The 22,596-nt window shown below is 64.2% G+C and carries 16 protein-coding genes, 1 tRNA gene and 1 riboswitch; of the genes, 10 read left to right on the forward strand and 7 right to left on the reverse strand.

Annotated features, from left to right (window positions below; all coding sequences use genetic code 11):
* The first annotated feature begins 6 nt into the window (after positions 1–6).
* From xdhB to C5N93_RS10540, 6 genes are all read left to right on the forward strand, one after another.
* Positions 7–2,346 (forward strand): xanthine dehydrogenase molybdopterin binding subunit, encoded by a 2,340-nt coding sequence (gene xdhB, locus C5N93_RS10515; protein WP_242559222.1) that lies wholly within the window; start codon positions 7–9, stop codon positions 2,344–2,346.
* A complete protein-coding gene (gene xdhC, locus C5N93_RS10520) occupies positions 2,346–3,434 on the forward strand; it encodes a xanthine dehydrogenase accessory protein XdhC (protein ID WP_242559223.1) in 1,089 nt (362 codons plus the stop codon). Before xdhB ends, xdhC begins: the two co-directional genes overlap by 1 nt.
* A 96-nt stretch (positions 3,435–3,530) precedes the next feature.
* Entirely contained in the window at positions 3,531–4,571 is a 1,041-nt protein-coding gene (locus C5N93_RS10525) for an adenosine deaminase (protein ID WP_242559224.1), read from the forward strand.
* 281 nt (positions 4,572–4,852) lie between these two features.
* Positions 4,853–6,319: an NCS2 family permease gene (locus C5N93_RS10530; protein WP_242559225.1), complete on the forward strand. Its 1,467-nt coding sequence runs from the start codon at positions 4,853–4,855 to the stop codon at positions 6,317–6,319.
* 19 nt (positions 6,320–6,338) lie between these two features.
* On the forward strand, positions 6,339–7,685 hold the full coding sequence (guaD, locus tag C5N93_RS10535) for a guanine deaminase (protein ID WP_242559226.1): 1,347 nt from the start codon (positions 6,339–6,341) through the stop codon (positions 7,683–7,685).
* Between the two features lie 208 nt (positions 7,686–7,893).
* A riboswitch (yybP-ykoY riboswitch) is annotated at positions 7,894–8,077 on the forward strand.
* A gap of 14 nt (positions 8,078–8,091) precedes the next feature.
* Entirely contained in the window at positions 8,092–8,649 is a 558-nt protein-coding gene (locus C5N93_RS10540) for a TMEM165/GDT1 family protein (RefSeq protein WP_242559227.1), read from the forward strand.
* 134 nt (positions 8,650–8,783) lie between these two features.
* Here C5N93_RS10540 and C5N93_RS10545 read toward each other — a convergent pair whose 3' ends face one another.
* The gene (locus tag C5N93_RS10545) at positions 8,784–9,392 is read right to left on the reverse strand and encodes a DUF4136 domain-containing protein (protein WP_150721182.1); all 609 of its coding nucleotides are present in this window, start codon (positions 9,390–9,392) and stop codon (positions 8,784–8,786) included.
* Positions 9,393–9,616: 224 nt separating this feature from the next.
* Here C5N93_RS10545 and pepN point away from each other — a divergent pair, with 224 nt between their 5' ends.
* The gene (pepN, locus tag C5N93_RS10550) at positions 9,617–12,328 is read left to right on the forward strand and encodes an aminopeptidase N (protein WP_242559228.1); all 2,712 of its coding nucleotides are present in this window, start codon (positions 9,617–9,619) and stop codon (positions 12,326–12,328) included.
* Between the two features lie 64 nt (positions 12,329–12,392).
* Here pepN and C5N93_RS10555 read toward each other — a convergent pair whose 3' ends face one another.
* The 5 genes from C5N93_RS10555 to C5N93_RS10575 form a co-directional block, all read right to left on the reverse strand.
* On the reverse strand, positions 12,393–12,989 hold the full coding sequence (locus C5N93_RS10555) for a hypothetical protein (RefSeq protein WP_242559229.1): 597 nt from the start codon (positions 12,987–12,989) through the stop codon (positions 12,393–12,395).
* Between the two features lie 326 nt (positions 12,990–13,315).
* On the reverse strand, positions 13,316–13,909 hold the full coding sequence (locus C5N93_RS10560) for a class I SAM-dependent methyltransferase (RefSeq protein ID WP_242559230.1): 594 nt from the start codon (positions 13,907–13,909) through the stop codon (positions 13,316–13,318).
* A gap of 64 nt (positions 13,910–13,973) precedes the next feature.
* Complete coding sequence (locus C5N93_RS10565; protein WP_242559433.1) at positions 13,974–15,392, reverse strand: MFS transporter; 1,419 nt, start codon at positions 15,390–15,392, stop codon at positions 13,974–13,976.
* A gap of 292 nt (positions 15,393–15,684) precedes the next feature.
* Positions 15,685–17,643: an aconitase family protein gene (locus C5N93_RS10570; RefSeq protein WP_242559231.1), complete on the reverse strand. Its 1,959-nt coding sequence runs from the start codon at positions 17,641–17,643 to the stop codon at positions 15,685–15,687.
* A 204-nt stretch (positions 17,644–17,847) separates the two neighbouring features.
* The gene (locus C5N93_RS10575; protein ID WP_242559232.1) at positions 17,848–18,837 is read right to left on the reverse strand and encodes a LysR family transcriptional regulator; all 990 of its coding nucleotides are present in this window, start codon (positions 18,835–18,837) and stop codon (positions 17,848–17,850) included.
* A 135-nt stretch (positions 18,838–18,972) separates the two neighbouring features.
* Here C5N93_RS10575 and C5N93_RS10580 point away from each other — a divergent pair, with 135 nt between their 5' ends.
* The 3 genes from C5N93_RS10580 (at position 18,973) to C5N93_RS10590 (ending at position 21,677) form a co-directional block, all read left to right on the forward strand.
* Complete coding sequence (locus C5N93_RS10580; RefSeq protein ID WP_242559233.1) at positions 18,973–20,256, forward strand: aspartate carbamoyltransferase; 1,284 nt, start codon at positions 18,973–18,975, stop codon at positions 20,254–20,256.
* Positions 20,257–20,409: 153 nt separating this feature from the next.
* The gene (locus C5N93_RS10585; RefSeq protein WP_150721186.1) at positions 20,410–21,423 is read left to right on the forward strand and encodes a class 1 fructose-bisphosphatase; all 1,014 of its coding nucleotides are present in this window, start codon (positions 20,410–20,412) and stop codon (positions 21,421–21,423) included.
* 178 nt (positions 21,424–21,601) lie between these two features.
* Positions 21,602–21,677: transfer RNA gene (locus C5N93_RS10590), tRNA-Thr, on the forward strand.
* Positions 21,678–21,933: 256 nt separating this feature from the next.
* On the opposite strand, the gene C5N93_RS10595 is transcribed toward C5N93_RS10590, so the two are convergent.
* Positions 21,934–22,557, reverse strand: coding sequence for a DUF1415 domain-containing protein (locus C5N93_RS10595; protein WP_242559434.1), 624 nt, complete (start codon positions 22,555–22,557; stop codon positions 21,934–21,936).
* Between the last annotated feature and the right edge of the window lie 39 nt (positions 22,558–22,596).

Here is a 22,596-nt window from a genome sequence, read left to right on the forward strand (position 1 = left end):
TTGCCCATGAACACGCAAGTCGAAGGCTTCATGACGCAGACCGCACAGACTGCCGCCCAGGTCGGCCGCTCGCGCCCGCACGAGTCGGCCGAGCTTCACGTGGCCGGCGAGGCCACGTATACCGACGACATTCCCGAGCTGCAAGGCACGCTGCACTGCGCGCTCGGCCCGTCGCCCAAGGCGCACGCGCGCATTCTCTCGCTCGATCTCGACGCCGTGCGCCGCGCCCCGGGCGTGATCGCCGTGCTCACCGCCGCCGACATTCCCGGCGTGAACGATTGCGGCCCGGTCATTCACGACGACCCGATTTTCGCGGACGGTGTCGTGCAGTACATCGGCCAGCCGATGTTCGCCGTGGTGGCCGAATCCCACGACGACGCCCGTCGCGCCGCACGTCTGGCCAAGGGCGAATACGAAGACTTGCCCGCCATCCTCACGCCGCAGGCCGCCAAGGCCGCTGGCGCCGGCGTACTTCCGCCGATGCAATTGCGCCGGGGCGATGCCGATGCCGCGCTGCAAGCGTCGCCGAACCGCCTGAGCGGCACGTTCGAATGCAACGGGCAGGAGCAGTTCTACCTCGAAGGCCAGATTTCGTACGCCATCCCCAAGGAAAACGACGGCATCCACGTCTATTGCTCGACGCAGCACCCGAGCGAAATGCAGGCGCTCGTCTCCCATGCGCTGGGCTGGCACAGCCATCAGGTGCAGGTCGAATGCCGTCGTATGGGCGGCGGCTTCGGCGGCAAGGAATCGCAGTCGGGCCTGTTCGCCTGCGTCGCCGCGCTGTGTGCCTCAAAGCTCAAGCGCCCGGTGAAGCTGCGTCTGGATCGTGACGACGACTTCATGATGACGGGCAAGCGTCACGGCTTCTACTTCGAGTATGACGTCGGTTTCGACGGCGACGGCCGCATTACCGGCGCGAAAGTCGACATGACGCTGCGCGCCGGATTCTCGGCTGACCTGTCGGGCCCGGTCGCCACGCGCGCCATCTGCCACTTCGACAACGCCTACTTCGTGCCCGACGCCGATCTGCGCGCCCTGTGCGGCAAGACGAACACGCAATCGAACACGGCGTTCCGTGGCTTCGGCGGCCCGCAAGGCGCGCTCATCATGGAAGTGCTGCAAGACGCCATCGCACGACGTCTGGGCAAGGATGCACTGGACGTGCGCCGCGTGAACTTCTACGGCAAGACCGAGCGCAACGTCACGCCGTACGGACAGCTCGTCAAGGACAACATCATCCACGAGCTGGTCGCGGAACTGGAGCGCACGAGCGACTACCGCGCCCGCCGCGAAGCCGTGCGCGCGTTCAACCGCACGAGCCCGGTGCTGCGCAAGGGGTTGGCGCTCACGCCGCTCAAGTTCGGCATCTCGTTCAACGTGCAGGCGTTCAACCAGGCCGGTGCGCTGGTGCACGTCTACCGTGACGGCTCGATGCTCGTGAACCACGGCGGCACCGAGATGGGTCAGGGACTGAACACCAAGGTCGCGCAGGTGGTGGCGCACGAACTCGGCGTCGACCTCTCCCACGTGCGGGTGACGGCCACCGACACGAGCAAGGTAGCAAACACGTCGGCTACGGCCGCATCGACCGGGGCCGATCTGAACGGCAAGGCCGCACAGAACGCGGCGTGGCAGATTCGCCAGCGTCTGGCCGCGTTTGCCGCGCAGAAGTACGGCGGCTCGACGGACGACGTGCGCTTCGCCGACGACCTCGTCAGCGCGAACGGCAACGACATCCCCTTCCCCGATCTCGTGGAAGCGGCGTACTGGGCACGCGTGCAACTCTGGTCGGACGGTTTCTACGCCACGCCGGGACTCTCGTGGGACGCCAAGGCGATGAACGGCAACCCGTTCTACTACTTCGCCTACGGCGCGGCCGTCTCGGAAGTGATTCTCGACACGCTCACCGGCGAATGGCGTCTGCTGCGCGCCGATGTACTGCACGACGCGGGCAAGTCGATCAACCCGGCGCTCGACATCGGTCAGGTCGAAGGCGCGTTCATTCAGGGCATGGGCTGGCTCACGACGGAAGAGCTGTGGTGGAACAAGGACGGCAAGCTCATGACGCACGCCCCCTCCACTTACAAGATTCCCGGCATCAGCGATTGCCCGACGGACTTCCGCGTGGCACTGTTCGACAACACCAACGTGATGGACTCGATCCATCGCTCGAAAGCCGTGGGCGAGCCGCCGCTGCTGCTGCCGTTCTCGGTGTTCAACGCCCTGCGCGACGCGGTGGCCAGCGTGAACGACTATCGCGACGAGCCGGTACTCAACGCACCGGCCACCTCCGAAGCGCTGCTCATGGCGATCACCGAGTTGCGAACACGGAGCGCCGCCTGATGCATCGCTGGGTCGACGTCGCCCACAAGCTGCTCGCGCGCGGCGAAGCGGCCGTACTGGTCACGATCGCGCGCGTGGAGGGCTCTGCGCCGCGTGAGGCGGGCACACATCTGCTTGTGACGCGTGAACACGTGTGGGAGACGATCGGCGGCGGCCATCTCGAATGGCGGGCGATGGATGTCGCGCGCCAGTTGCTGCGTCAGTACGGGCAGCAAGGCGCGCGCCACGTCGAGCGCTTTGCGCTCGGCCCGAGCCTCGGCCAGTGCTGCGGCGGCGCCGTCACCCTCGCCTTCGAAGTGCTCACGCTGGCCGATCTGGCCTGGGTGAGCGCCTTGCACAAGCGTCTGGCAGCCGGTCAGGCGAGCCTGCGCAGTGTCGCGTTCGGCGCACCGGGGGCAGACGCGGCGGCAAGCCAGCAACAAGGCGGCACGGTACTGCTGACGGCACTCGACGCCAGCGAACCGCTCGCCCAACCGCATACGCTCACTCGCGACGCCGACGATGCCGCCTGCTCGTTCTGGCAAGGCAGCGACGGCTGGCTGTGGCTCACCGAGCGTCTCGCGCCGAGCGACTTCCATATCGTGCTGTTCGGCGCGGGCCACGTCGGGCAAGCCATCGTGCAAGTGCTCGCCACGCTGCCGTGCCGGGTCACATGGGCCGACGAGCGCACCGAGACGTTCCCCGAATCGGTGCCCCCCAATACCGTCGTAGAGTCGACCGACACGCCGGAGGCCGTGGTGACCGAAGCGCCGCCGGGGGCGTATTTCCTCGTCATGACGCACAACCATGCATTGGATCAGCGCCTGTGCGAGGAAATCTTCAAGCGCCGCGATTTCGCCTATTTCGGGTTGATCGGGTCGATGACCAAGCGTCGTCAGTTCGAACACCGCCTGCGCGATCGCGGCGTGCCGCCCGAGCGTTTCGAACAGATGATCTGCCCCATCGGTGTGGCCGGAATCAGCGGCAAAGCCCCCGCGACGATTGCGATTGCCGTCACGGCGCAGTTGCTGCGCGTGCGCGAACAGCAGATGCATCAGATGGCGCAGACCGCTCAGACGGCGACGCAGGACACCGGCATTTCGGCCTGACGATCTCGCGAACGTCACAGACGGCAACGCGCCCACGAGACCGGCGAGGGTCTCCGACGGTAGAATCCCGCCCATCCCCCTCACACAAGACACCCCATGCCACTCACGCCAGAACTCGCCAAGACCCTTTGCGCCATGCCCAAGGCGGAGCTGCATCTGCACATCGAGGGCACGCTGGAGCCCGAACTGATCTTCCGCCTCGCCGGGCGCAATGGCGTCACGCTGCCCTATCTGAGCGTGGAAGCCCTTCGCGACGCCTACGCCTTCACCGATCTTCAGTCGTTCCTGGACATCTACTACGCGGGCGCAAGCGTGCTGCTCACCGAAAACGATTTCTACGACATGACGCGTGCCTACATGACGCGCGCTGCCGCCGACAACATCCGCCACACGGAAATCTTCTTCGATCCGCAGACGCACACCTCGCGCGGCGTTTCGATGGCCACGGTCGTCAACGGCATCGAACGCGCGCTGGCCGAAGCCGAAGCGCAGCATGGCATTACGAGCCGTCTGATCCTGTGCTTCCTGCGCCATCTTCCCGAGGAAGACGCCCTGCAAACGCTGGAAACGGCGCTGCCGTATTTCAACAGCCACGGGCATCGTCTCGTGGGCGTGGGGCTCGACTCGTCGGAACAGGGGCATCCGCCCAACAAGTTCGCGCGGGTGTTCGAGCGCTGCCGCGCGCTCGGCCTGCGCATCGTGGCGCACGCCGGTGAAGAAGGCCCGCCCGAGTACATTCACGAAGCGCTCGACATGCTGCGCGTGGAGCGCGTCGATCACGGCGTGCGCGCCATCGAAGACGAGGCGCTGCTGGATCGCCTCGCGCGCGAGAAAATCGCGCTGACGGTGTGCCCGCTGTCGAACGTGCGTCTCAAAGTGTTCGACGACATGGGACAGCACACGCTGCATCAGTTGCTCAAACGCGGTCTGGCAGTGACGATCAACTCGGACGACCCGGCCTACTTCGGCGGCTATCTGAACGAGAACTTCCTCGCGACGTTCGACGCACTCGACATGACGCTCGACGACGCTTACACGATGGCAAGGAATAGCTTCGAAGCCTCGTTCATCGATGACAGCGAGAAGCGCCGTCTGGTCGGTGAACTTGAGCAATTCCGCGCGGCGCACACGGCATGAACCGCCACCGCTAACCATTCCGCCAGTCAAACGCCCGAATCATTCGGGCGTTTTTTTATGTGCGCGCGATCGGTAATGGCCGTAATGGCCGTAATAGCCGTAATGGCCGCTCCACGCGCATCGCCACATTACCTGCCGATGATGTGGAACATTCCGCATGAGGAATATTTTCACCGGGGCCCGATGCTATTTTTCGAGCGTGCCCTGATACGTGCCAAAGGTGCCCCCACACCCCCGGCGCGAGGCGCACTCCACATAGAACATATCGGAGACAACACCCCATGGACTCATCGCTCAGCCCCCCGGCGAGTCATACGCTTGACGTCGCACTCGATGCCGCCATCGACAAGGCGCCGGCGGCAACGACTGCGACGAACGACGGCACGCGCGTGGCGGGCGCGCAACCGGCATCCCCGCTCGATCGTTATTTCGGTATCACGGCGCTCGGCTCCACGTTCCGCACCGAAGTGATAGCGGGTATCACGACTTTCCTCGCGGCGATGTACATCATCGTCGTGAATCCGGCCATCCTGTCCAAGACCGGCATGGCCTTCCCGGCGGCACTGACCGCCACGGTGCTCATCAGCTTCTTCGGCAGTTGCGCGATGGGGCTGTACGCGCGCAATCCGGTGCTCGTCGCGCCGGGCATGGGCCTAAACGCGCTGTTCGCGTTCACGATGGTGCATGGCGTGGGCATGCCGTGGCAGACCGCACTGGGCTGCGTGTTCTGGTCGGGCATTCTGTTCGCCTTGCTCGCCGCGCTGAACGTGCGACGCTTCGTCGTCGAAGCGATTCCCGCGAACCTGCGTTACGCCATCTCGTGCGGCATCGGCCTGTTCATCACCGTGATCGGACTGGTCAACGCCAAGCTCGTGGTGAGCGATCCGGTCACGGTCGTGCGTCTCGCGCACCTGTCGCCGCCGACCGTCACGTTCCTTATCGGGCTTGCGCTCACGACCGTGCTCGTCGCACGTCGCGTGAACGGCGCGCTGATGATCGGTATCGTCGTCACCACGCTCATGGCTGTGCCCATCGGGCGTCTCTGGGGCGACGGCAGCGGCTACTTCCCCAAGGAAATCGCCACGGCCACGCTGGTGAACTTCCAGGGATTCTTCGCCGCACCGGACTTCTCGGGCATCGGTCAACTCGACCTGATGGGCGCGCTCAAGGTGGCTTACCTGCCGTTCATCTTCGTGATGCTCTTCACGGCGTTCTTTGATACCCTCTCGACCTTCATGAGCATTGCCGAAGCCGGCAACATGAAGGATCGCGACGGCAATCCGCGCAACATGCGTCAGGCGATGATCGTCGACTCGTTCTCGGTGCTCATCTCCGGCCCGCTCGGCACGAGCCCGGCGAACGCCTACATCGAATCGGCCGCCGGTATCGCCCAGGGCGGCCGCACCGGCCTGACCGCCGTGGTGTGCGCGTTGCTGTTCCTGCCGTTCCTGTTCCTCTCGCCGATGCTCTCGCTCGTGCCGGCCATCGCTACGGCCCCGGCGCTGATCCTCGTCGGTGTGTTTATGATGGAGTCGGTCGCGCGCATCGAGTGGCATCGCATGGACGAAGCCATCCCGAGTTTCATCGCGCTCGTGATGATTCCGATTTCGTATTCGATCACCGACGGCATCGCCTACAGCTTCCTCGCCTTCGTCGTTCTCAAGCTGTTCACGGGACGCGTGAAGGAGATCAAGCCCGCGATGTGGGTCGTGGCAGCGCTGGCCGTGCTGCTGCTCACGCAAATGTAAAGACAGAAGGACCCCACTCATGTCCACCGCAAACCCCACCACGATGGCCACCGGCGAGCTTCGCGCCGTGCGTGCCCAACTGGTCTACTTCACCCACGATCCCGCGCGCGCCTATCTCGACGGCACGCCAGGCACCGTGCATCACACGGACGGCATCGTCGCGTTCGCCAACGGCCGCATCACCGCCGTAGGCGACTATGCCAGGGTGGCGCCGGCGCTCCCGGCGGGCACGCCCATCGAAGACCTGCGCGGCAAAGTCATCACCCCGGGCTTCATCGACACGCACATCCACTATCCGCAAACGGATATGATCGCGTCGCCCGCGCCGGGGCTGCTGCCGTGGCTGGAGAAGTACACGTTCCCGACCGAGCGTCGCTTCGAAAATCCGGAATACGCGGCCGACGTCGCCCAGTTTTTCCTCGACGAACTGCTGCGCGGCGGCACCACGAGCGCGCTGGTGTACTGCACCGTGCACCCGGGTTCGGCCGATGCCTTCTTCAAGGAAAGCGACTCGCGCAATCTGCGCATGATCGCGGGCAAGGTGATGATGGATCGCAACTGCCCGGACTTCCTGCGCGACACGGCCGAGAGCGGCGCGCGCGACAGCGAAACGCTGATCCAGCGCTGGCATAACAAGGGGCGTCAGCTCTACGCGCTCACGCCGCGCTTCGCACCGACGTCGACCGAAGCCCAGCTCGGCGTGTGCGGTGAACTCGCCGAACAGTATCAGGACGTCTTCATCCAGAGCCACGTGGCGGAGAACACCGACGAAGTCGAATGGGTGCGCTCGCTGTTTCCGGGGCATCGCAGCTATCTCGACGTCTACGACCATTACAAGCTGCTGCGCAAGCGCGCCGTGTACGGCCACTGCATCTGGCTCGACGAGCACGATCGCCGCCGCATGTTCGAGACGGGTACCGTCGCCGCGCATTGCCCCACATCGAACCAGTTCCTCGGCAGCGGGCTGTTCGACTTCGCCGCCGCCGAAGCGACGCGCATGCCGGTCACGCTCGCCACGGACGTGGGCGGCGGCTCGACCTTCTCGATGTTGCAGACGATGAACGAGGCGCACAAGGTGGCCCGTCTGTCGGGCTATCACCTCTCGGCCGAACGCATGTTCTATCTCGCCACCGAGGGCGCGGCGCACGCGCTGGACCTGCACGGCACGATCGGCACGCTGGCCGTGGGCGCAGAAGCCGACTTCGTGGTACTCGATCCGAAGGCCACGCCGCTGCTCGCGCGTCGTACCGCACTGGCCGAATCGCTGGAGGAACTGCTGTTTGCGTTCGCGATGCTGGGCGACGACCGCGCCATCGCCACGACCTACGCGGCGGGCAAGCCGGTGCATCGCCGCACGGCGCACTGAGTGGTGAGATGACGTCCCGTTGCGGGGCGTCGGGATAACGACACGACAGCTGTCTTTGCGAGGAAACGGCCGCCGCTGCCCTGGCGTGGCGAACGTTTCCCCGCAGTCGCCGGCCGCGCGCAAGGGGCATGCGGCCGGGGATCTCCTTGGGCGGCTTCGGCCGCCCTTTTTTGCATTTTGTACATCAACGCGCGGATGCTATAATCCGCCTCGATTCATTGGGGAGTAGCCGCCCTGTCATAGACATCCGTCTTCGGCAGGGGCGTACGTCAACAAACTTGGCCGGTTCCGGCTATGGCGTGCGCAGCCCTCGGGCCTGGCGAGACCGATGACGATGCTTCCGCCACCCGGGCCGGGATGCATTGTCATTGGCTCGCAATTACACGGCCCGGCGGAGAAAAATAAGGTGTCCCCATTCCTCGTATCGACCGGTGTGGTCGCGCTTGCCGAAATCGGCGATAAAACCCAACTGCTGTCCCTCGTGCTCGCCGCGCGCTTCAAGAAGCCCGTACCGATCATTCTCGGCATTTTCGTCGCCACGCTCGTGAATCACGGCTTCGCAGGCGCCGTCGGGGAATGGCTGTCGAGCGCCATCAGCCCCGCCATCATGAAATGGGCGGTCGTCGCATCGTTCATCGGCATGGCGATCTGGATTCTCGTACCCGACAAGCTCGATGACGAGGAAACCAACACCCGCCGCAAGTTCGGGGTGTTCGTGTCGACCGTCATCACGTTCTTCATTGCCGAGATGGGCGACAAGACGCAGATCGCCACGGTCATGCTCGCGGCGCGCTATCAGGATTTCTTCGGTGTGGTGGCCGGCACGACCCTCGGCATGATGCTCGCCAACGTGCCCGCCGTGCTCGTCGGTCACAAGTTCTCGGGACGTCTGCCCACGCGTGCGGTGCACGCCGTGGCCGCCGTCATCTTCCTGGTGCTCGGCGTGATTACGCTGATGCAGTAATGCAATACGCCGGAGCCAGGCCATGCGTCGTCAGACGCGGGCGTTGACTCCGGCGCTCTTATTGCATTGCCCGGATCCGTTGCCGGGGTTCCGCCGCCGGGTGTCGGCTGACGTCACCGCCGGCGCATGCCGTCTTACTTCCCGACCTGCTGCTGCACGCTGACCGTGCGTCCGCTCGGGAACGGCAACTGCTTGAGTGCCGCGTCGATCAGGAACGGCATCGCGGAAGCCATCGAGGTGCCGGCGTCGCTCGTATCGGCCTGCACGCGGTACACCTCCTTGCCGCTGGCGCGGTCGGTGAAACGCAACTGCAAACCGGCAAGCGCGTAGGGATAATCGCGCTGGACATAGGCAGGCGGCGCGCCGTAGGGATAGCCGTACCAGCCCCACGGACGTCCCCACGGCCCCCAGGGGCCGGGCGCGAACATCGGATCGTAGGCCGGTTCCGTCACGCGCATCACCTGCTGCTGAATACCGTAGGTCATACCGACCAGATAGTGCGCACTCGACGCACTTTGCTCACTGAAACCATCCCCCGACAGACGCGTACGCAACCACTGCTCGTAGGTCGCGTGTTCCTGATTGTTCTGCTGCTCGGGCGTGCGCGTGAGCGCGTAAGTGCGCGGCCCGTCGAAACCCGGCGAATCGCCGAACGCGGTGACCTGACTGGTGACCGTGCTGGCGCATCCGGACAGCAAGACGCTGGCGACGGCCAACGTCGCCATTCCCCATCGTTTCCACATGATTCACAACTCCCGAGTTAATCCAAGACCGGCCGGGCGTGCGGCAAATGCCCTTCCATGGCCGGTAACCTGCGACGATTTAAGCATAGGACGGCGCCTCGCGCACATCCGAGTCATTTGACGGAAGCGTTGAACGAAAATTCAGCAAATTTGCGGCTTGGACGCCAAGGTTGCGCCACTCCGTTACAATTTGTGAATCCTTGGCCGTCCGCACATTACCGTCCATGCTCAGAACCGACCTCGCAGGTGTCATCCAACGTTCCGACTATACGCCGCCAGCGTATCTAATCGACACCGTCCAACTCGACTTCGATCTCGCCCCCGATGTGACCACCGTGACCAGCCGATTGCGCTTGCACCGCAACCCGGTCGGTGCAGGCGGCGACCTTGAACTCGTGGGGCAAGGGCTGCAACTGGTCAGCCTCGAAATCGACGGCAAGCCGTGGTCCGGCTACCGCACCGGCGACGAGACGCTCACTGTGCAGGCGCCGCCGCAAGCGTTCGAGCTCACGCTCGTGACCCGCTGCCGCCCGCAGGAGAACACGTCGCTCATGGGGCTGTACGTCTCCGGCGGCAACTTCTTCACCCAGTGCGAGGCCGAAGGCTTTCGCAAGATCACCTACTTCCTCGATCGCCCCGATGTCATGGCGACGTACACCGTCACGCTGCGCGCCGAGCGCGAAGCGTATCCGGTGCTGCTGGCCAACGGCAATCTGATCGACAAGGGCGACCTGCCCGACGGTCGCCATTTCGCCGTATGGGACGACCCGTTCAAGAAGCCCAGCTATCTGTTCGCGCTCGTTGCGGGCCGTCTGGTGTGCCGTGAAGAACGCATCGTGGCCGGCGACGGCCGCGAGAAGCTGCTTCAGGTGTGGGTGCAGCCGCAGGATCTGGAGAAGACCGAGCATGCCATGCACTCGCTCATCAACTCGATCCGCTGGGACGAGGAGCGCTTCGGCCGCGTGCTCGATCTCGATCGCTTCATGATCGTCGCCGTGAGCGACTTCAACATGGGCGCGATGGAGAACAAGGGTCTGAACATCTTCAACACGAAGTACGTGCTGGCGGATGCCGCCACGGCCACCGACGACGACTTCGGCAACATCGAAGCGGTCGTGGGCCACGAGTACTTCCACAACTGGACCGGCAACCGCGTGACCTGCCGCGACTGGTTCCAGTTGAGCCTGAAGGAAGGCCTGACGGTGTTCCGTGATCAGGAATTCTCCGCCGACATGATGGGCTCCGAGTCGGGTCGCGCCGTCAAGCGCATCGACGACGTGCGCGTGCTGCGTCAGGCGCAGTTCCCTGAAGACGCCGGTCCGATGGCGCATCCGGTGCGCCCCGAGAGCTACGTCGAAATCAACAACTTCTATACCGTCACCGTCTACGAGAAAGGCGCCGAAGTCGTGCGCATGTATCAGACGCTGCTCGGCCGGGATGGCTTCCGTCGCGGCATGGACCTGTATTTCGAGCGCCATGACGGTCAGGCCGTGACCTGCGACGACTTCCGCGCCGCCATGGCAGACGCCAACGGTCGCGACCTCACGCAGTTTGGCCGCTGGTACAGCCAGGCCGGCACCCCGCGTGTGACGGTCGACGCCGCCTACGACGAATCGGCGCGCACCTACACGCTCACGCTCACGCAGCGCTGCCCGAAGGTCGGCGTCGAATTGCAGGACGAAACGCTCGTCAAGCAACCGTTCCATATTCCGTTCGCCGTCGGCCTGCTCGATCGCGACGGCCGCGACATGGTGCTGCGCCTGCAAGGCGAAGCCGCCGATGCACCGGCGTCGACCACGCGCGTGCTCGACTTCACGCAGGAGCGTCAGAGCTTCACCTTCGTCGACGTGGAACACTCGCCCATGCCCTCGCTGCTGCGCGGCTTCTCGGCACCGGTCATCGTCGAACACGAATACACCATCGACGAACTCGCCTTCCTGATGGCGCACGACAGCGACCCGTTCAACCGCTGGGAGGCGGGTCAGCGACTGGCCACGCGTCAGTTGCTCGCGCTCGTCGAATCGATTCAGATGGGCCAGTTGCCGAGCGTGGACAGCTACGTGCTCGAAGCTTTCCGGCAAGTGCTGCGTGACGAAACGCTCGATCCGGCCTTCCGTGCGCAGGCGCTCACGCTGCCCGCCGAGTCATATCTCGGCGAACAGATGACGGAGATCGACCCGGCGGCGATTCATGCCGCACGTCAGTATCTGCGCCAGCGTCTGGCGGCGTCGTTGCACACCGAGTGGCTCGCGGCGTATCACAACCATCGCGTGCCGGGCCCGTACCAGCCGGACGCCGCATCGAGCGGCGAGCGGGCGCTAAAGAACCTCGCCCTGTCGTACCTGATGGAGTTGTCGGACGCCGGTATCGCGCAAACCGCGCATACGCAATACGACACCGCCGACAACATGACCGACCGTTTCGCAGCGCTCACGGCGCTCGTGCAGCGTGGCGGCGCAGCGCGTGAAGGCGATGCGGCGCACGGTCAGAATCATGCTGCCGATGCCCTGGTCGACTTCTATCAGCGCTTCGAGAACGAGCCGCTCGCCATCGACAAGTGGTTTGCCCTGCAAGCGATGCAACGCGGTGACGGCAGCCATTGCGTGATCGATGCGGTACGCGCGCTGATGCGTCATCCGGCATTCACGCTGAAGAATCCGAATCGCGCGCGCTCGCTGATTTTCAGCTTCTGTAGCGGCAATCCGGCGCAGTTCCACGCGGCAGACGGCTCGGGTTACCAGTTCTGGGCCGAGCAGGTCCTCACGCTCGACGCGCTCAACCCGCAAGTCGCGGCGCGTCTGGCACGCGTGCTCGACCGCTGGCGCAAGTACACGCCGGCGCTGCGCGAGCGCATGCGTGAAGCGCTGGAGCAAGTGGCGAAGCACACGGCACTGTCGAAGGACGTGCGCGAGATCGTCGAGAAGGCGCTCGCCTGATCGCAGATCGTCAGACCCGCCGCTTTCCGGAGAGCGGGTCATGCAGCCGTGACGACACCCATCGTCACGGCTGCATGACTTCGAAGTATCCGCATCTGACGTAAAGCTTGTAGGGCCAGCGCGGCCCGACGCCAATCAACGGCCGTAGCGCCGGCACCGGAATGACAACCTCGTCGAACGCCCCTGCCATCAGGTGATTCACAGGATCGTTGCACAGCGTGACCTTCCCGCTCATGGCACTGATGGTCAGGTGCACGTCCTGCCCCGGATAGTTCGGCGGATCGCGAAACGTCAGTTGATAGATCATCATGACGCGCGCATCCGGCGGACTCTCCACCTCGTAAGTCCCGTTGAGCAGACTGGAGCGAAATGTCAGGCGCAGCGCCTCGTCGAAGGCGGCATGAGACGCGACGGGCGAACGGACTTCCCCGCGCACGCTCCACCAGAACGGTGAGCCGTCGATCGCTTCGAGCTTGACGTCGACGGGCAGAAAACGCTTCTTCTCCTCGCCGTCGTAGCACCACGCGCGCATACACCCGTCGTAATGCAACGCCCCGCGTTCCGGTGCGCCCTGCTCATCGATCGTGACGCGTGGATAACGAGTGTCGACGGAAACTGGCGGCACGAGATCACCGCGCGAAAGTAGAACAAACTCTTCCATGCGCTACCTCCCGACTTCTGCTCTACAAACCTGAGTCGTTGCCGCGAGCGCGCTTTCCCGCCTTGCCAATGCTCCCACCACTGCATCGCAACTCGCATAAGGCACGCCGCTTGCTTGTGATTGATCGTGTGCGTGCTATTTGCAGCGGAGTCTAGTCAACCAAATGCATTTGCGCACCTGTCAACCCTGACAGGTGCGCCGTCCCGAATTCTGCGTCCATGATGAAAAGCGCCGCCGATGCGTGTCAGTATCGGGGAATGATTCAGCCGTCCGCGCCCGCCCGGTCTGGCCCGGGATGGTGAATGACGTCGACCGGGCAGCGCTCGTCAGGCAGGCCGTCGCACGATGATCCGGCACACGCGCTTGCCAGAGCTGGCACTTGTGACGTCTTCTTCGTGCAACACGATACCGTCATGCAACGCGGCGCGCACGACGGCTGGCTCGAAGGCGCTGTAGAGACGACCATCTTCGTGCCGATGATCGGCACCCTCGGTCACGCGCCACGACACGTACAGCACGCCGCCCGGGCGCACGAGCGTCCAGAGGCGGTCGGCGGCCTGTGCGACTTCGTCGGCGGGCAGATGCATCAGCACCGTCTCGCACAGCACGTTGTCGAACTGCGCCATCACGGTATCGAGCATCGGCAAGCGGTCGAGGTGAAACGTCACCCACGGGAAGGATTCGCACGCCAGTGCCACCAGTGCGGGCGATGCGTCGTAACCGGTGACGTCGAACCCCTCTTGCGAAAGCCACGCGGCGTCGCGCCCGTTACCGCATCCCACATCGATGGTCCGCCCGCCCGGGACGAAATGCCGCACGAGCAATGCGTACATATCGTCGGGCGGCGGCTGGTTGAGCCACTCCTCACCGTAACGCCGGGCATTGGCCTCATAGGCCGCTTCGGTCTGCAAGTCCGCCATGATGGGAATCTCCGGGAGGGCTCGAAAGCCCTCGAAAGCTTTCGCAAGTCTCCAGCTTAACCAACTATTGCGAAATCTTCTCGAGCGCGATATCCCGGGTGCGCGGCCCCATCAGACCGATGGAGAGCATCACGATCAGCATGGCGCACGAGATGAAGGCGAACACGCCCGTCACGCCGAAATTGCGCAAGACCGATGCAATCAGAAACGCCGTGAAGATGGCCGAGAAGCGGCTCCACGAATAGACGAAGCCCACCGCGCGCGCACGAATGCCCGTGGGGAACAGTTCCGTCTGATAGGCGTGATAGCTGTACGACATGATGTTGTTCGCGAGCGTGAGACCGATGCCCATCGCAATCAACAGGACCGACGAGGTGACTTGCGAGAACACCATCCCGCACACGATGCCGATACCGGCCGTCCACACGATGGCGTGCTTGCGCTCGACCTTGTCGGCCATCCACAGCCCGATCAGCGGCCCGACCGGCGCCGCGAGCGCAATCACGCTCGAATAGGCGAGACTCGTCGTCACCGTGATGCCTTGCTTGATGAGCAGCGTCGGCACCCAGTTGGCGAAGCCGTAAAAGCCCACCGTCTGGAAGATGTTGAAGAGAATCATCATGATCGCGCGCTTGCGATACGGCGGCACCCACATGTCGCGAAACGCGCCCTTCGGTGCGACCGGCTCAGGCACGCCCGGCGGCGGCAGCGGCTTGCCGTATTCGCGCTCGACACGCGCTTCGAGCGCCGAGAGTACGCGCTCGGCTTCGTCGAGACGCCCCTTCTGGGCGAGCCAGCGCGGGCTTTCCGGCAACGCGCGGCGAATCCACCAGACGAACACGGCGCCGTGTGCACCGATGAGCACGACCCAGCGCCAACCTTCCAGACCGAACAACTCACGAGGTACGAGCCAGTACGAGAGCAACGCGACAACCGGCACCGCCGTGAAGCCGACCGCCTGCTCGCACGCGAACGCACGGCCGCGAATCTGCTTCGGGACGAGTTCGGCAATGTACGTGCCGATCGTCACGAGTTCGACACCGATGCCCAGCCCCACGACGAAGCGCCAGAAGTTCACGCCCGTGGCCGTCTCCTGAAACGCCATGATGACGTTGGCGACCGTGTACCAGAGCAGCGAGCCAGTGAACACGGCGCGGCGTCCGAAGCGATCGGCGAGAAAACCGCACGCGATGGTGCCGATGAACAGCCCCGAGAATAGCGCAGCGATGAAACTCGCCACGCCGGTGGTGCCGAACAGGCCCGGCGTCGTGGGCGTCAGAATGCCGCTCTTCACGAGGCCCGGCGCAATGTAGCCGGTATAGAGCAGATCGTAGAGTTCGAAGAAGAAACCGAGACTGAGCAACACCACCAGCTTCCAGACAGTGCGGGTGGGGGGCAATCGGTCGAGTCGGGCGGAAATGTCGCCTGCGGTGAGGCGGGTGGCCGCAGTCGTTGCTTGCGCGGCGTGGGGCATGGAAGGCATCGATACGTCGGGGGATGGCATGAAAATCGTCTCCGGGCCTGTTCGGTCATGGCCGAACTGCTCACTGACCGACGTCTCTCCGGACGTCGGATACACCATGAATCGACAGGCGCGAGGCCGAAATTGTGCCACGAATAGCGCCGCGCCAGTCACCTTTGCCACGTACTACGAAAAATTGCGATGTTCACCAACAACAGCACAGTGCGCCACAACACTCGCGACCGGCAGCACATCCTCACGGATTGCACGGGACCGGCGGCATGCGTCGCGCCTGTCGAAACCCGATGCTGCGCTACGACGCCACCGTCGCCTTCAATTCATCGAAGCTGACGATGCGCCCGGCAAGCGCGCTCGCCGCGACCGTGTAAGGACTCGCGAGCCACACACTGCCCGGGCCCGAGCGTCCGGGGAAATTGCGGTTGATGGCGCTGATCGTGACCTGATCGGCCGACGTCGATTGTCCCGGCCCGCAGTTCGCGCATGCGCCGCATCCCGGCGAGATGAGCGTGACGCCCGCCGCCTCGAACGTCTTCAGATACCCCTGCGCCTCGCAGTAGGCATGCACGTCCATCGTGCCGAATTGCAGGAACAGCGAGCGGCCCTGCGCGACCCGAAGGCCCTTCGCGACGCCCCAGGCGAGCACGTCGTGATAGGCGTCGAAGTCGTCGCGCTTGCCCGCCGTGCAGGAACCGCCGTAGGCAATATCGATGGCCACCGGCGCGTCGAGCTCCGCGAGCGCAACGCCGTTGCCCGGATCGCCGGGACGCGCCAGCATGGGCGTGAGCGACGCAGCGTCGATGCGAATCACGTCGCGATAGCGCGCGCCGGGGTCGCTCGTCATCCACGGTTCCAGCGCGAAATCGATGCCGCGCCGCGCCTTGAGGAACGCCACCGTCTTCTCGTCGGGTTCGACGATGCCGGTGAAGCCGCCCAACTCCGCCACCATATTGGTCAGCGTGGCGCGCTCGTCGACCGACATGGCCCGCACGGCGCTGCCTGCATATTCGAAGACGAGGCCGATGGCGTCGCCGCTGCGAATCGCGTCGAGACGTAGCAGATGCAGCACGACGTCCTTGGCGGTGACGCCCGGCGCGAGCCGCCCGTCGATCTCGATGCGCAGCGTCTGCGGCACCTTGCAGCGCACGTAGCCCGTCACCCAACTGTTCGCGATGTCCGTGGCGCCCGCGCCGAACGCGAGGCAGCCCAGCGCGCCCGCATGCGGCGTGTGCGAATCGGTGCCGATCACGATCTGCCCGGGTAACGCATAGCGCTCGGCCATCAGTGCGTGGCAGATGCCGTCGGCACCGGCCGCGTCCGGCTCACCGTCCTGCGCCAGTTGCCCATGCGCCAGCACGGGATAGCGCGCGACGAATTCGCGATGGCCGCTCGTCAGATTGGCCACGCCCGGCAACAAGCCTTGCGAGACGTGCGGAAAGCTCTGCGCCGCGAGCACCAGATGGTCCTGAAACGCGATGATGCGGGCGGGGTCATGCAGCGCCGCCGGCTCGCCGAACGCGCGATGCATCAGATGGGCGCACATCCCGGTGAAGTAATCGTGCGAGAAGCGCCAGTCGACACGCAGGAATACACCGTCGCCATGCGCTGTGCCCGGCGTGGCCGGATGCAGACGCCGCGCCATGATCTTCTCGACGAGCGTACGGGGCGTGGCATCGGCTGGCTCGACAGGGGCCAACGGTGCAGGCCACTCGGCGAACTTGCTGTAGGCGAGCAGACCACCGCTGCGGATGATTTGCTGCGTGAGGGCGTCGCGCCCCTTGAGGAATTCGGTGATCGGAATGGACTCGCCGGCAAGAATACGGTCGAGAACGCCGAAGTCGGTCGTCGTCAGAATGCCGATGTTGTCGCAGTTCTGCTGATAGATGCGCTCGAAGCTCTCGGCGACGATCAGCCGGATGCCCGCCGACAACTCCGCGAGCGGGCTCGATTCACGCGACGATCCCTTGCCGTATCGCTTGCCCGCTACGGTGACCTGAAAGCCACCGCGACGCACATCGTGCTCGCCGATGGGCATCTCGTTTCCCGCTTTGAAACCAACGTAGGGGTAGCGGCCAAGTCGCTCGTCATACGTGAGCATGACGGTCACCGGCGTGATTTCATCCGTCGAAACGTTGTCGCGCAGCGCACCGGCTTGCGCGCGCGCGATGGACTCGCCCGACAACTGACGGCGCACGATGGCCGGGTCGTCGGACAGAAACAGCACGCGGCCGTCGAAACGAATGGTGTCTTCCATGCGGCATTACCTCCGGAAGACAGCATAGCGGCCGCGTCATCGCCCTGCCGTGCCGTCTCGGCAAGCCGGGCGTGATCGATTGCGAAGGGCGGACGTGAAGGCATGTGCGCGAGGCACGCGCTCAGGACGTTGCCGTGCGCCGCCCGCGCGCGGGGACGGCTCAGCCGTCGGCCGGACGAGGCGAGGCAGGCACGCGGGGATGGCTCAGCCGTCGGCCGGACGAGGCGAGGCAGGCGCGCGGGGAGCGTCGGGCGCGCCGTGTGCCTGACCTTGCTGTCCCTGCTGTCCTTGTTGTCCCTGGGCGAGGAAATTCACGACCGCAGACGCCGTCGCACTCAGTTGCTCGCGCGAAGGGAAGACGAGCCACAGTTGCCGGTGCGCCCACTCGTCGGTGAGCGGACGCACGACGATATCGAGCTTGCCGACATACAACTGCCCGACCTGCTCGGGCGCGATGGCGATGCCCAGCCCGGCATGGGCCATGCGGCACAGGGCGTCGAGACTGGACACGCGAATCTTGATGCGCAACTGTTCTCCCGCTGCGCTCGCCTGCTGCCGCAACATCTGCGTAAGCGCACTATTGCCCTGAAGGCCCACCAGCGTCTCCCCGACACAGGCCGAGAACGGAATCTCGCCGGTGCGCGCGGCCAGCGGATGCCCTGCGGGCAGAATCACCGCAAGCCGGTCACGACGGTACGGCACCATCGTAAAGGCTTCGATCCCTTCGACGGTGTTGCAGATGCCCACATCCACAGCCCGCTCGGCCACGCGCTGGAGCACTTCGTTGCTGTGCTGCTCGTCGAGTTCGACATCCACGGCCGAGAACACCCGCCCGAAGGCGGCCAGATCCTCCGGCAGGAACTGCACGATGGCCGACAGGTTCGCCGCAATCCGCACGCTGCCACGGGCACCCTCGTGGAATTGGGACAACTCGGCGCCCAGCGATTCGATCGTGCCTAAAATAAGTTCGGCATAGCGGCGCACCGTCTCGCCGACCGGCGTGACGGTAATGCCGCGCTGATGACGCTGGATGAGCGGGAGTCCGACGATGGCTTCGATGTCGGCAATGCGACGGCTGATGGCCGACGGCGCGATGAATTCGCGCTCGGCGGCGCGCGCCATGCTCCGCTCCTGGCAGACAGCCACGAAAAGACGCAAAGAAGTGAGGTCAAGCTTGCGGAGAAGGTTTTCCATACCCGTACGGCAATACACCGGAAATGCCGGAAACGCCCGGCTGGCGCGGCCCCGCGAGGGGCACGTCTTTTGCTGGACAAACAACGAATCGACGCCTATTATACGCATCGCGTACACAGACCTGCCGACCCGACCATGAGTGCACAGCAGACTTTCCTGCGCGACGCGATGCGTCGCCTGAACATGACCCGCGACACCTTCGCCGAGCGCATCGGCGTTCGCCGGCGCGCCCTCGACACCTGGCTGCTGCCGGAAGATTCGAGCGAATATCGCACGATGCCGAGCATCGTGGAGAAATTCGTCGGCGAAATCCTCGGTCGCGAAGCGCCGTCCGCAGAATCTACGCAAAGCGCACACAAGCCGTTGCGCGAACGCATGGGCCTCGACGGCAAGCCGCACCTGATCTCCGTCGACCAATTCTCGCGTGACTCGCTCGAAGAATTGTTCCACGTCGCCGACATCATGCAACCGATCGCGCGCCGTCAGAAGATTTCCCGCGTGCTCGAAGGCGCCGTGCTCGGCAATCTGTTCTTCGAAGCCAGCACCCGCACCCGCGTGAGCTTCGGCTCCGCCTTCTGCCGCCTCGGCGGCTCGGTGTGCGACACGACCGGCTTCACGTTCTCGTCGATGGCCAAGGGCGAATCGATCTACGACACGAGCCGCGTGATGAGCGGCTATGTCGACGCGCTCGTCGTGCGCCACCCGGAAAAGGGGTCGGTCGCCGAATTCGCTCGCGCCACGAACATCCCCGTCATCAACGGCGGCGACGGCCCGGGCGAACACCCGAGCCAGGCCATTCTCGATCTGTACACGATCGGCCGCGAGTTCTCGCGTCTGGGCAAGCTGGTCGACGGTGCACATGTGGCGATGGTCGGCGACCTGCGCTACGGCCGCACGGTGCACTCGCTGATCAAGCTGCTCGCGCTGTATCGCGGCCTGAAGTTCACGCTGATCTCGCCGCCGTCGCTGGAAATGCCGACGTACATTCTCGATCAGATTTCGCAGAACGGCCACGTGATCGTGCAGAGCAATTCGCTCGCCGATCTGGCCGGCACCGACGTGGTCTACGCGACGCGCATCCAGAAAGAGCGCTTCGCCGACGAAGCGATCGAGGGCTACACGCCGGACTTCCAGATCAACGAAGCGCTGATCAACCAGTACTGCGACAGCCGCACCATCATCATGCACCCGCTGCCGCGCGACAGCCGTCCGGGTGCGAACGATCTGTCGACCGATCTGAATCACGATCCGCGCCTGGCGATCTTCCGTCAGACGGACAACGGCATTCCGGTGCGTATGGCGATCTTCGCGATCCTGCTCGGCGTGGACAAGCAAGTCCAGCACAGCATGCGTGACGCCGCATGGCGCTCGCCGTCGCACATCGGTCCGGACGACGCGCTGTTCGACGGACTCGACTGATCGTCCCGCGCGGCTACGGTCTCGGATATTTCCGAGATACGCACCGCGCCCGTCCGATACTGCACTGCCCCCAAGGATTTTTCGCGGGGGCAGTGTCGCTTTACGAGTAAAATTGCGTCCATCTCGAATCGGTACGCTTTTCCGGAGGCCCACATGCGGCGCAAGACCCTTACCCAATATCTCATCGAACAGCAGCGGGAATACAACAACATTCCCGCCGAATTGCGTCTGCTGATCGAAGTCGTCGCACGCGCGTGCAAGTCCATCAGCCACGCTGTGTCCAAGGGCGCGCTCGGCGGCGTGCTGGGCAGCGCCGGCAGCGAAAACGTGCAGGGCGAAGTGCAGAAGAAGCTCGACGTGATCTCGAACGAGATCATGCTCGAAGCGAACGAATGGGGCGGCCATCTGGCGGCCATGGCATCGGAAGAGATGGAAGATGTCTTCCACATTCCGAACCGCTACCCGCAGGGCGAATACCTGCTGATGTTCGATCCGCTCGATGGCTCATCGAACATCGACGTGAACGTGTCGATCGGCACGATCTTCTCGGTGCTGCGTTGCCCGGACGGCGTGACGGATCCGACCGAAAAGGACTTCCTGCAACCGGGTACGCAACAGGTCGCGGCCGGTTATGCGGTGTACGGTCCGCAAACGGTGCTCGTGCTCACGACGGGACATGGCGTGAACTGCTTCACGCTGGACCGCGAAATGGGATCGTGGGTGCTCACGCAGGAAGGCATGCGCATTCCGGAAGACACCAAGGAATTCGCGATCAACATGTCGAACGAGCGCCACTGGTATCCGCCGGTGCAGCGTTACATCGGCGAGCTGCTGCAAGGCAAGGAAGGCGTGCGCGGCAAGGACTTCAACATGCGCTGGATTGCGTCGATGGTGGCAGACGTGCATCGCATTCTGACGCGCGGCGGCGTGTTCATGTACCCGGCAGACAAGCGCGATCCGGACAAGCCGGGCAAGCTGCGCATCATGTACGAAGCCAACCCGATGAGCTTCCTCGTGGAGCAGGCCGGCGGCGCCGCCACGAACGGCACGCAGCGCATTCTGGACATCCAGCCGCAGAAGTTGCATGAGCGCGTGGCGGTGTTCCTCGGCTCGAAGAACGAAGTCGAACGCGTGACCGGCTATCACCTCGAAGCCGGCGCGAAGTAAGTCGGGAAGGTCGTCGTCGTAGCATCGCTTTCAGGGCGAAAAATTCGTGCGACGACGAAAGCGCAGGATCTCTGGAATTTCAATGATTTACGCGTGATGCACGCAAGCATCACAAAAAATCTTGAAAAAAGGTAGTGACAAATCCGGAAAACCTGCTAATATCTCACTTCTTCGCAGCGCCGGAGTAGCTCAGTCGGTAGAGCAGCTCATTCGTAATGAGAAGGTCGGGGGTTCGATTCCTCTCTCCGGCACCAGCGACTCGTCAGAGTCCCTGGTGATGCAAGCAAGACGAAGTCCTAAGCAGTCAGCAAAAAAGCCGCCCGAATCTGTCGTGCGGCTTTTTTGTTTTTGTCGTCCGGGAATTCGGTTCCGGGAAGAGGTATCGCATTCTCGCCCGTGCTGCCGGGTCGGCTTGCCTCCCCTTCTCCTGGAATGGGAGCGATGCCCGCTTCGGTGCATCACTCGCCTGAAACTATCCTATCCCCTTGCCCGGTCTCGCCTGATCCTTCGTCACCGCTTGCCGTCGTTCGCGTCATTCGCGTCGTCGCCGATGGCGTTATCGTTCGCGCCGTCCTCGTCCTCCGCGGGCTGCGCCATCCACGCGTGGTACCCCGCAGCGCCCATCTTGCGCATCAGCGCTTCATTGCGTTCGTAGATCGTCTCGGCTTCGGGGAAAGCCTCCACAGCGCGGTCGAGACTCGCCTCACGCAGCAGATGCAGGATCGGATACGGGGAGCGGTTCGTGAAGTTCTCGACGTCGTCCGGCGCCGTGCCTTCGAACTGATAGTCCGGATGGAAGCTCGCAATCTGGAGTTCGCCTTCGAGATGCAACTGCTTGAGCAGGCGTTCGGCGAAAAACAGCGCGTCGTTGTACTCATGAAAGTCGAGCAAGGCGTCAGGCAGAATCAGCAGCGTTGTGTCGACGACCAGCGGATCGGCCTGCGACAGCCACTGCAACTCGCTCTCCAGATCGAGTAGCGCCCCCTCCATGTCCCGCGCAGCACTCACCACGTAACGAATCTGATCCTTGACGTGTACCGCCTTCGCAAACGGACAAAGGTTCAGTCCGATCACGGCGCGCGTGAGCCAGTGGCGCGTCGCGGCGATCACGGCCTCGTTGTCCTGCGTCTGCATCGATGCCGTTGACGATTCGGTCACGGGCGCAGCGGGGGA

The organism is Pandoraea sp. LA3, from assembly GCF_022696215.1.
Taxonomy (GTDB): Bacteria; Pseudomonadota; Gammaproteobacteria; order Burkholderiales; family Burkholderiaceae; genus Pandoraea; species Pandoraea capi.

Bases quoted from the DNA above. Each gene is read 5' to 3' on its own strand.
- xdhB (WP_242559222.1), top strand. From the start codon at position 7: ATGAACACGCAAGTCGAAGGCTTCATGACGCAGACCGCACAGACTGCC.
- xdhC (WP_242559223.1), top strand. From the start codon at position 2,346: ATGCATCGCTGGGTCGACGTCGCCCACAAGCTGCTCGCGCGCGGCGAA.
- C5N93_RS10525 (WP_242559224.1), top strand. From the start codon at position 3,531: ATGCCACTCACGCCAGAACTCGCCAAGACCCTTTGCGCCATGCCCAAG.
- C5N93_RS10530 (WP_242559225.1), top strand. From the start codon at position 4,853: ATGGACTCATCGCTCAGCCCCCCGGCGAGTCATACGCTTGACGTCGCA.
- guaD (WP_242559226.1), top strand. From the start codon at position 6,339: ATGTCCACCGCAAACCCCACCACGATGGCCACCGGCGAGCTTCGCGCC.
- C5N93_RS10545 (WP_150721182.1), bottom strand. From the start codon at position 9,392: ATGTGGAAACGATGGGGAATGGCGACGTTGGCCGTCGCCAGCGTCTTG.
- pepN (WP_242559228.1), top strand. From the start codon at position 9,617: ATGCTCAGAACCGACCTCGCAGGTGTCATCCAACGTTCCGACTATACG.
- C5N93_RS10555 (WP_242559229.1), bottom strand. From the start codon at position 12,989: ATGGAAGAGTTTGTTCTACTTTCGCGCGGTGATCTCGTGCCGCCAGTT.
- C5N93_RS10560 (WP_242559230.1), bottom strand. From the start codon at position 13,909: ATGGCGGACTTGCAGACCGAAGCGGCCTATGAGGCCAATGCCCGGCGT.
- C5N93_RS10565 (WP_242559433.1), bottom strand. From the start codon at position 15,392: ATGCCTTCCATGCCCCACGCCGCGCAAGCAACGACTGCGGCCACCCGC.
- C5N93_RS10570 (WP_242559231.1), bottom strand. From the start codon at position 17,643: ATGGAAGACACCATTCGTTTCGACGGCCGCGTGCTGTTTCTGTCCGAC.
- C5N93_RS10575 (WP_242559232.1), bottom strand. From the start codon at position 18,837: ATGGAAAACCTTCTCCGCAAGCTTGACCTCACTTCTTTGCGTCTTTTC.
- C5N93_RS10580 (WP_242559233.1), top strand. From the start codon at position 18,973: ATGAGTGCACAGCAGACTTTCCTGCGCGACGCGATGCGTCGCCTGAAC.
- C5N93_RS10585 (WP_150721186.1), top strand. From the start codon at position 20,410: ATGCGGCGCAAGACCCTTACCCAATATCTCATCGAACAGCAGCGGGAA.
- C5N93_RS10595 (WP_242559434.1), bottom strand. From the start codon at position 22,557: ATGCAGACGCAGGACAACGAGGCCGTGATCGCCGCGACGCGCCACTGG.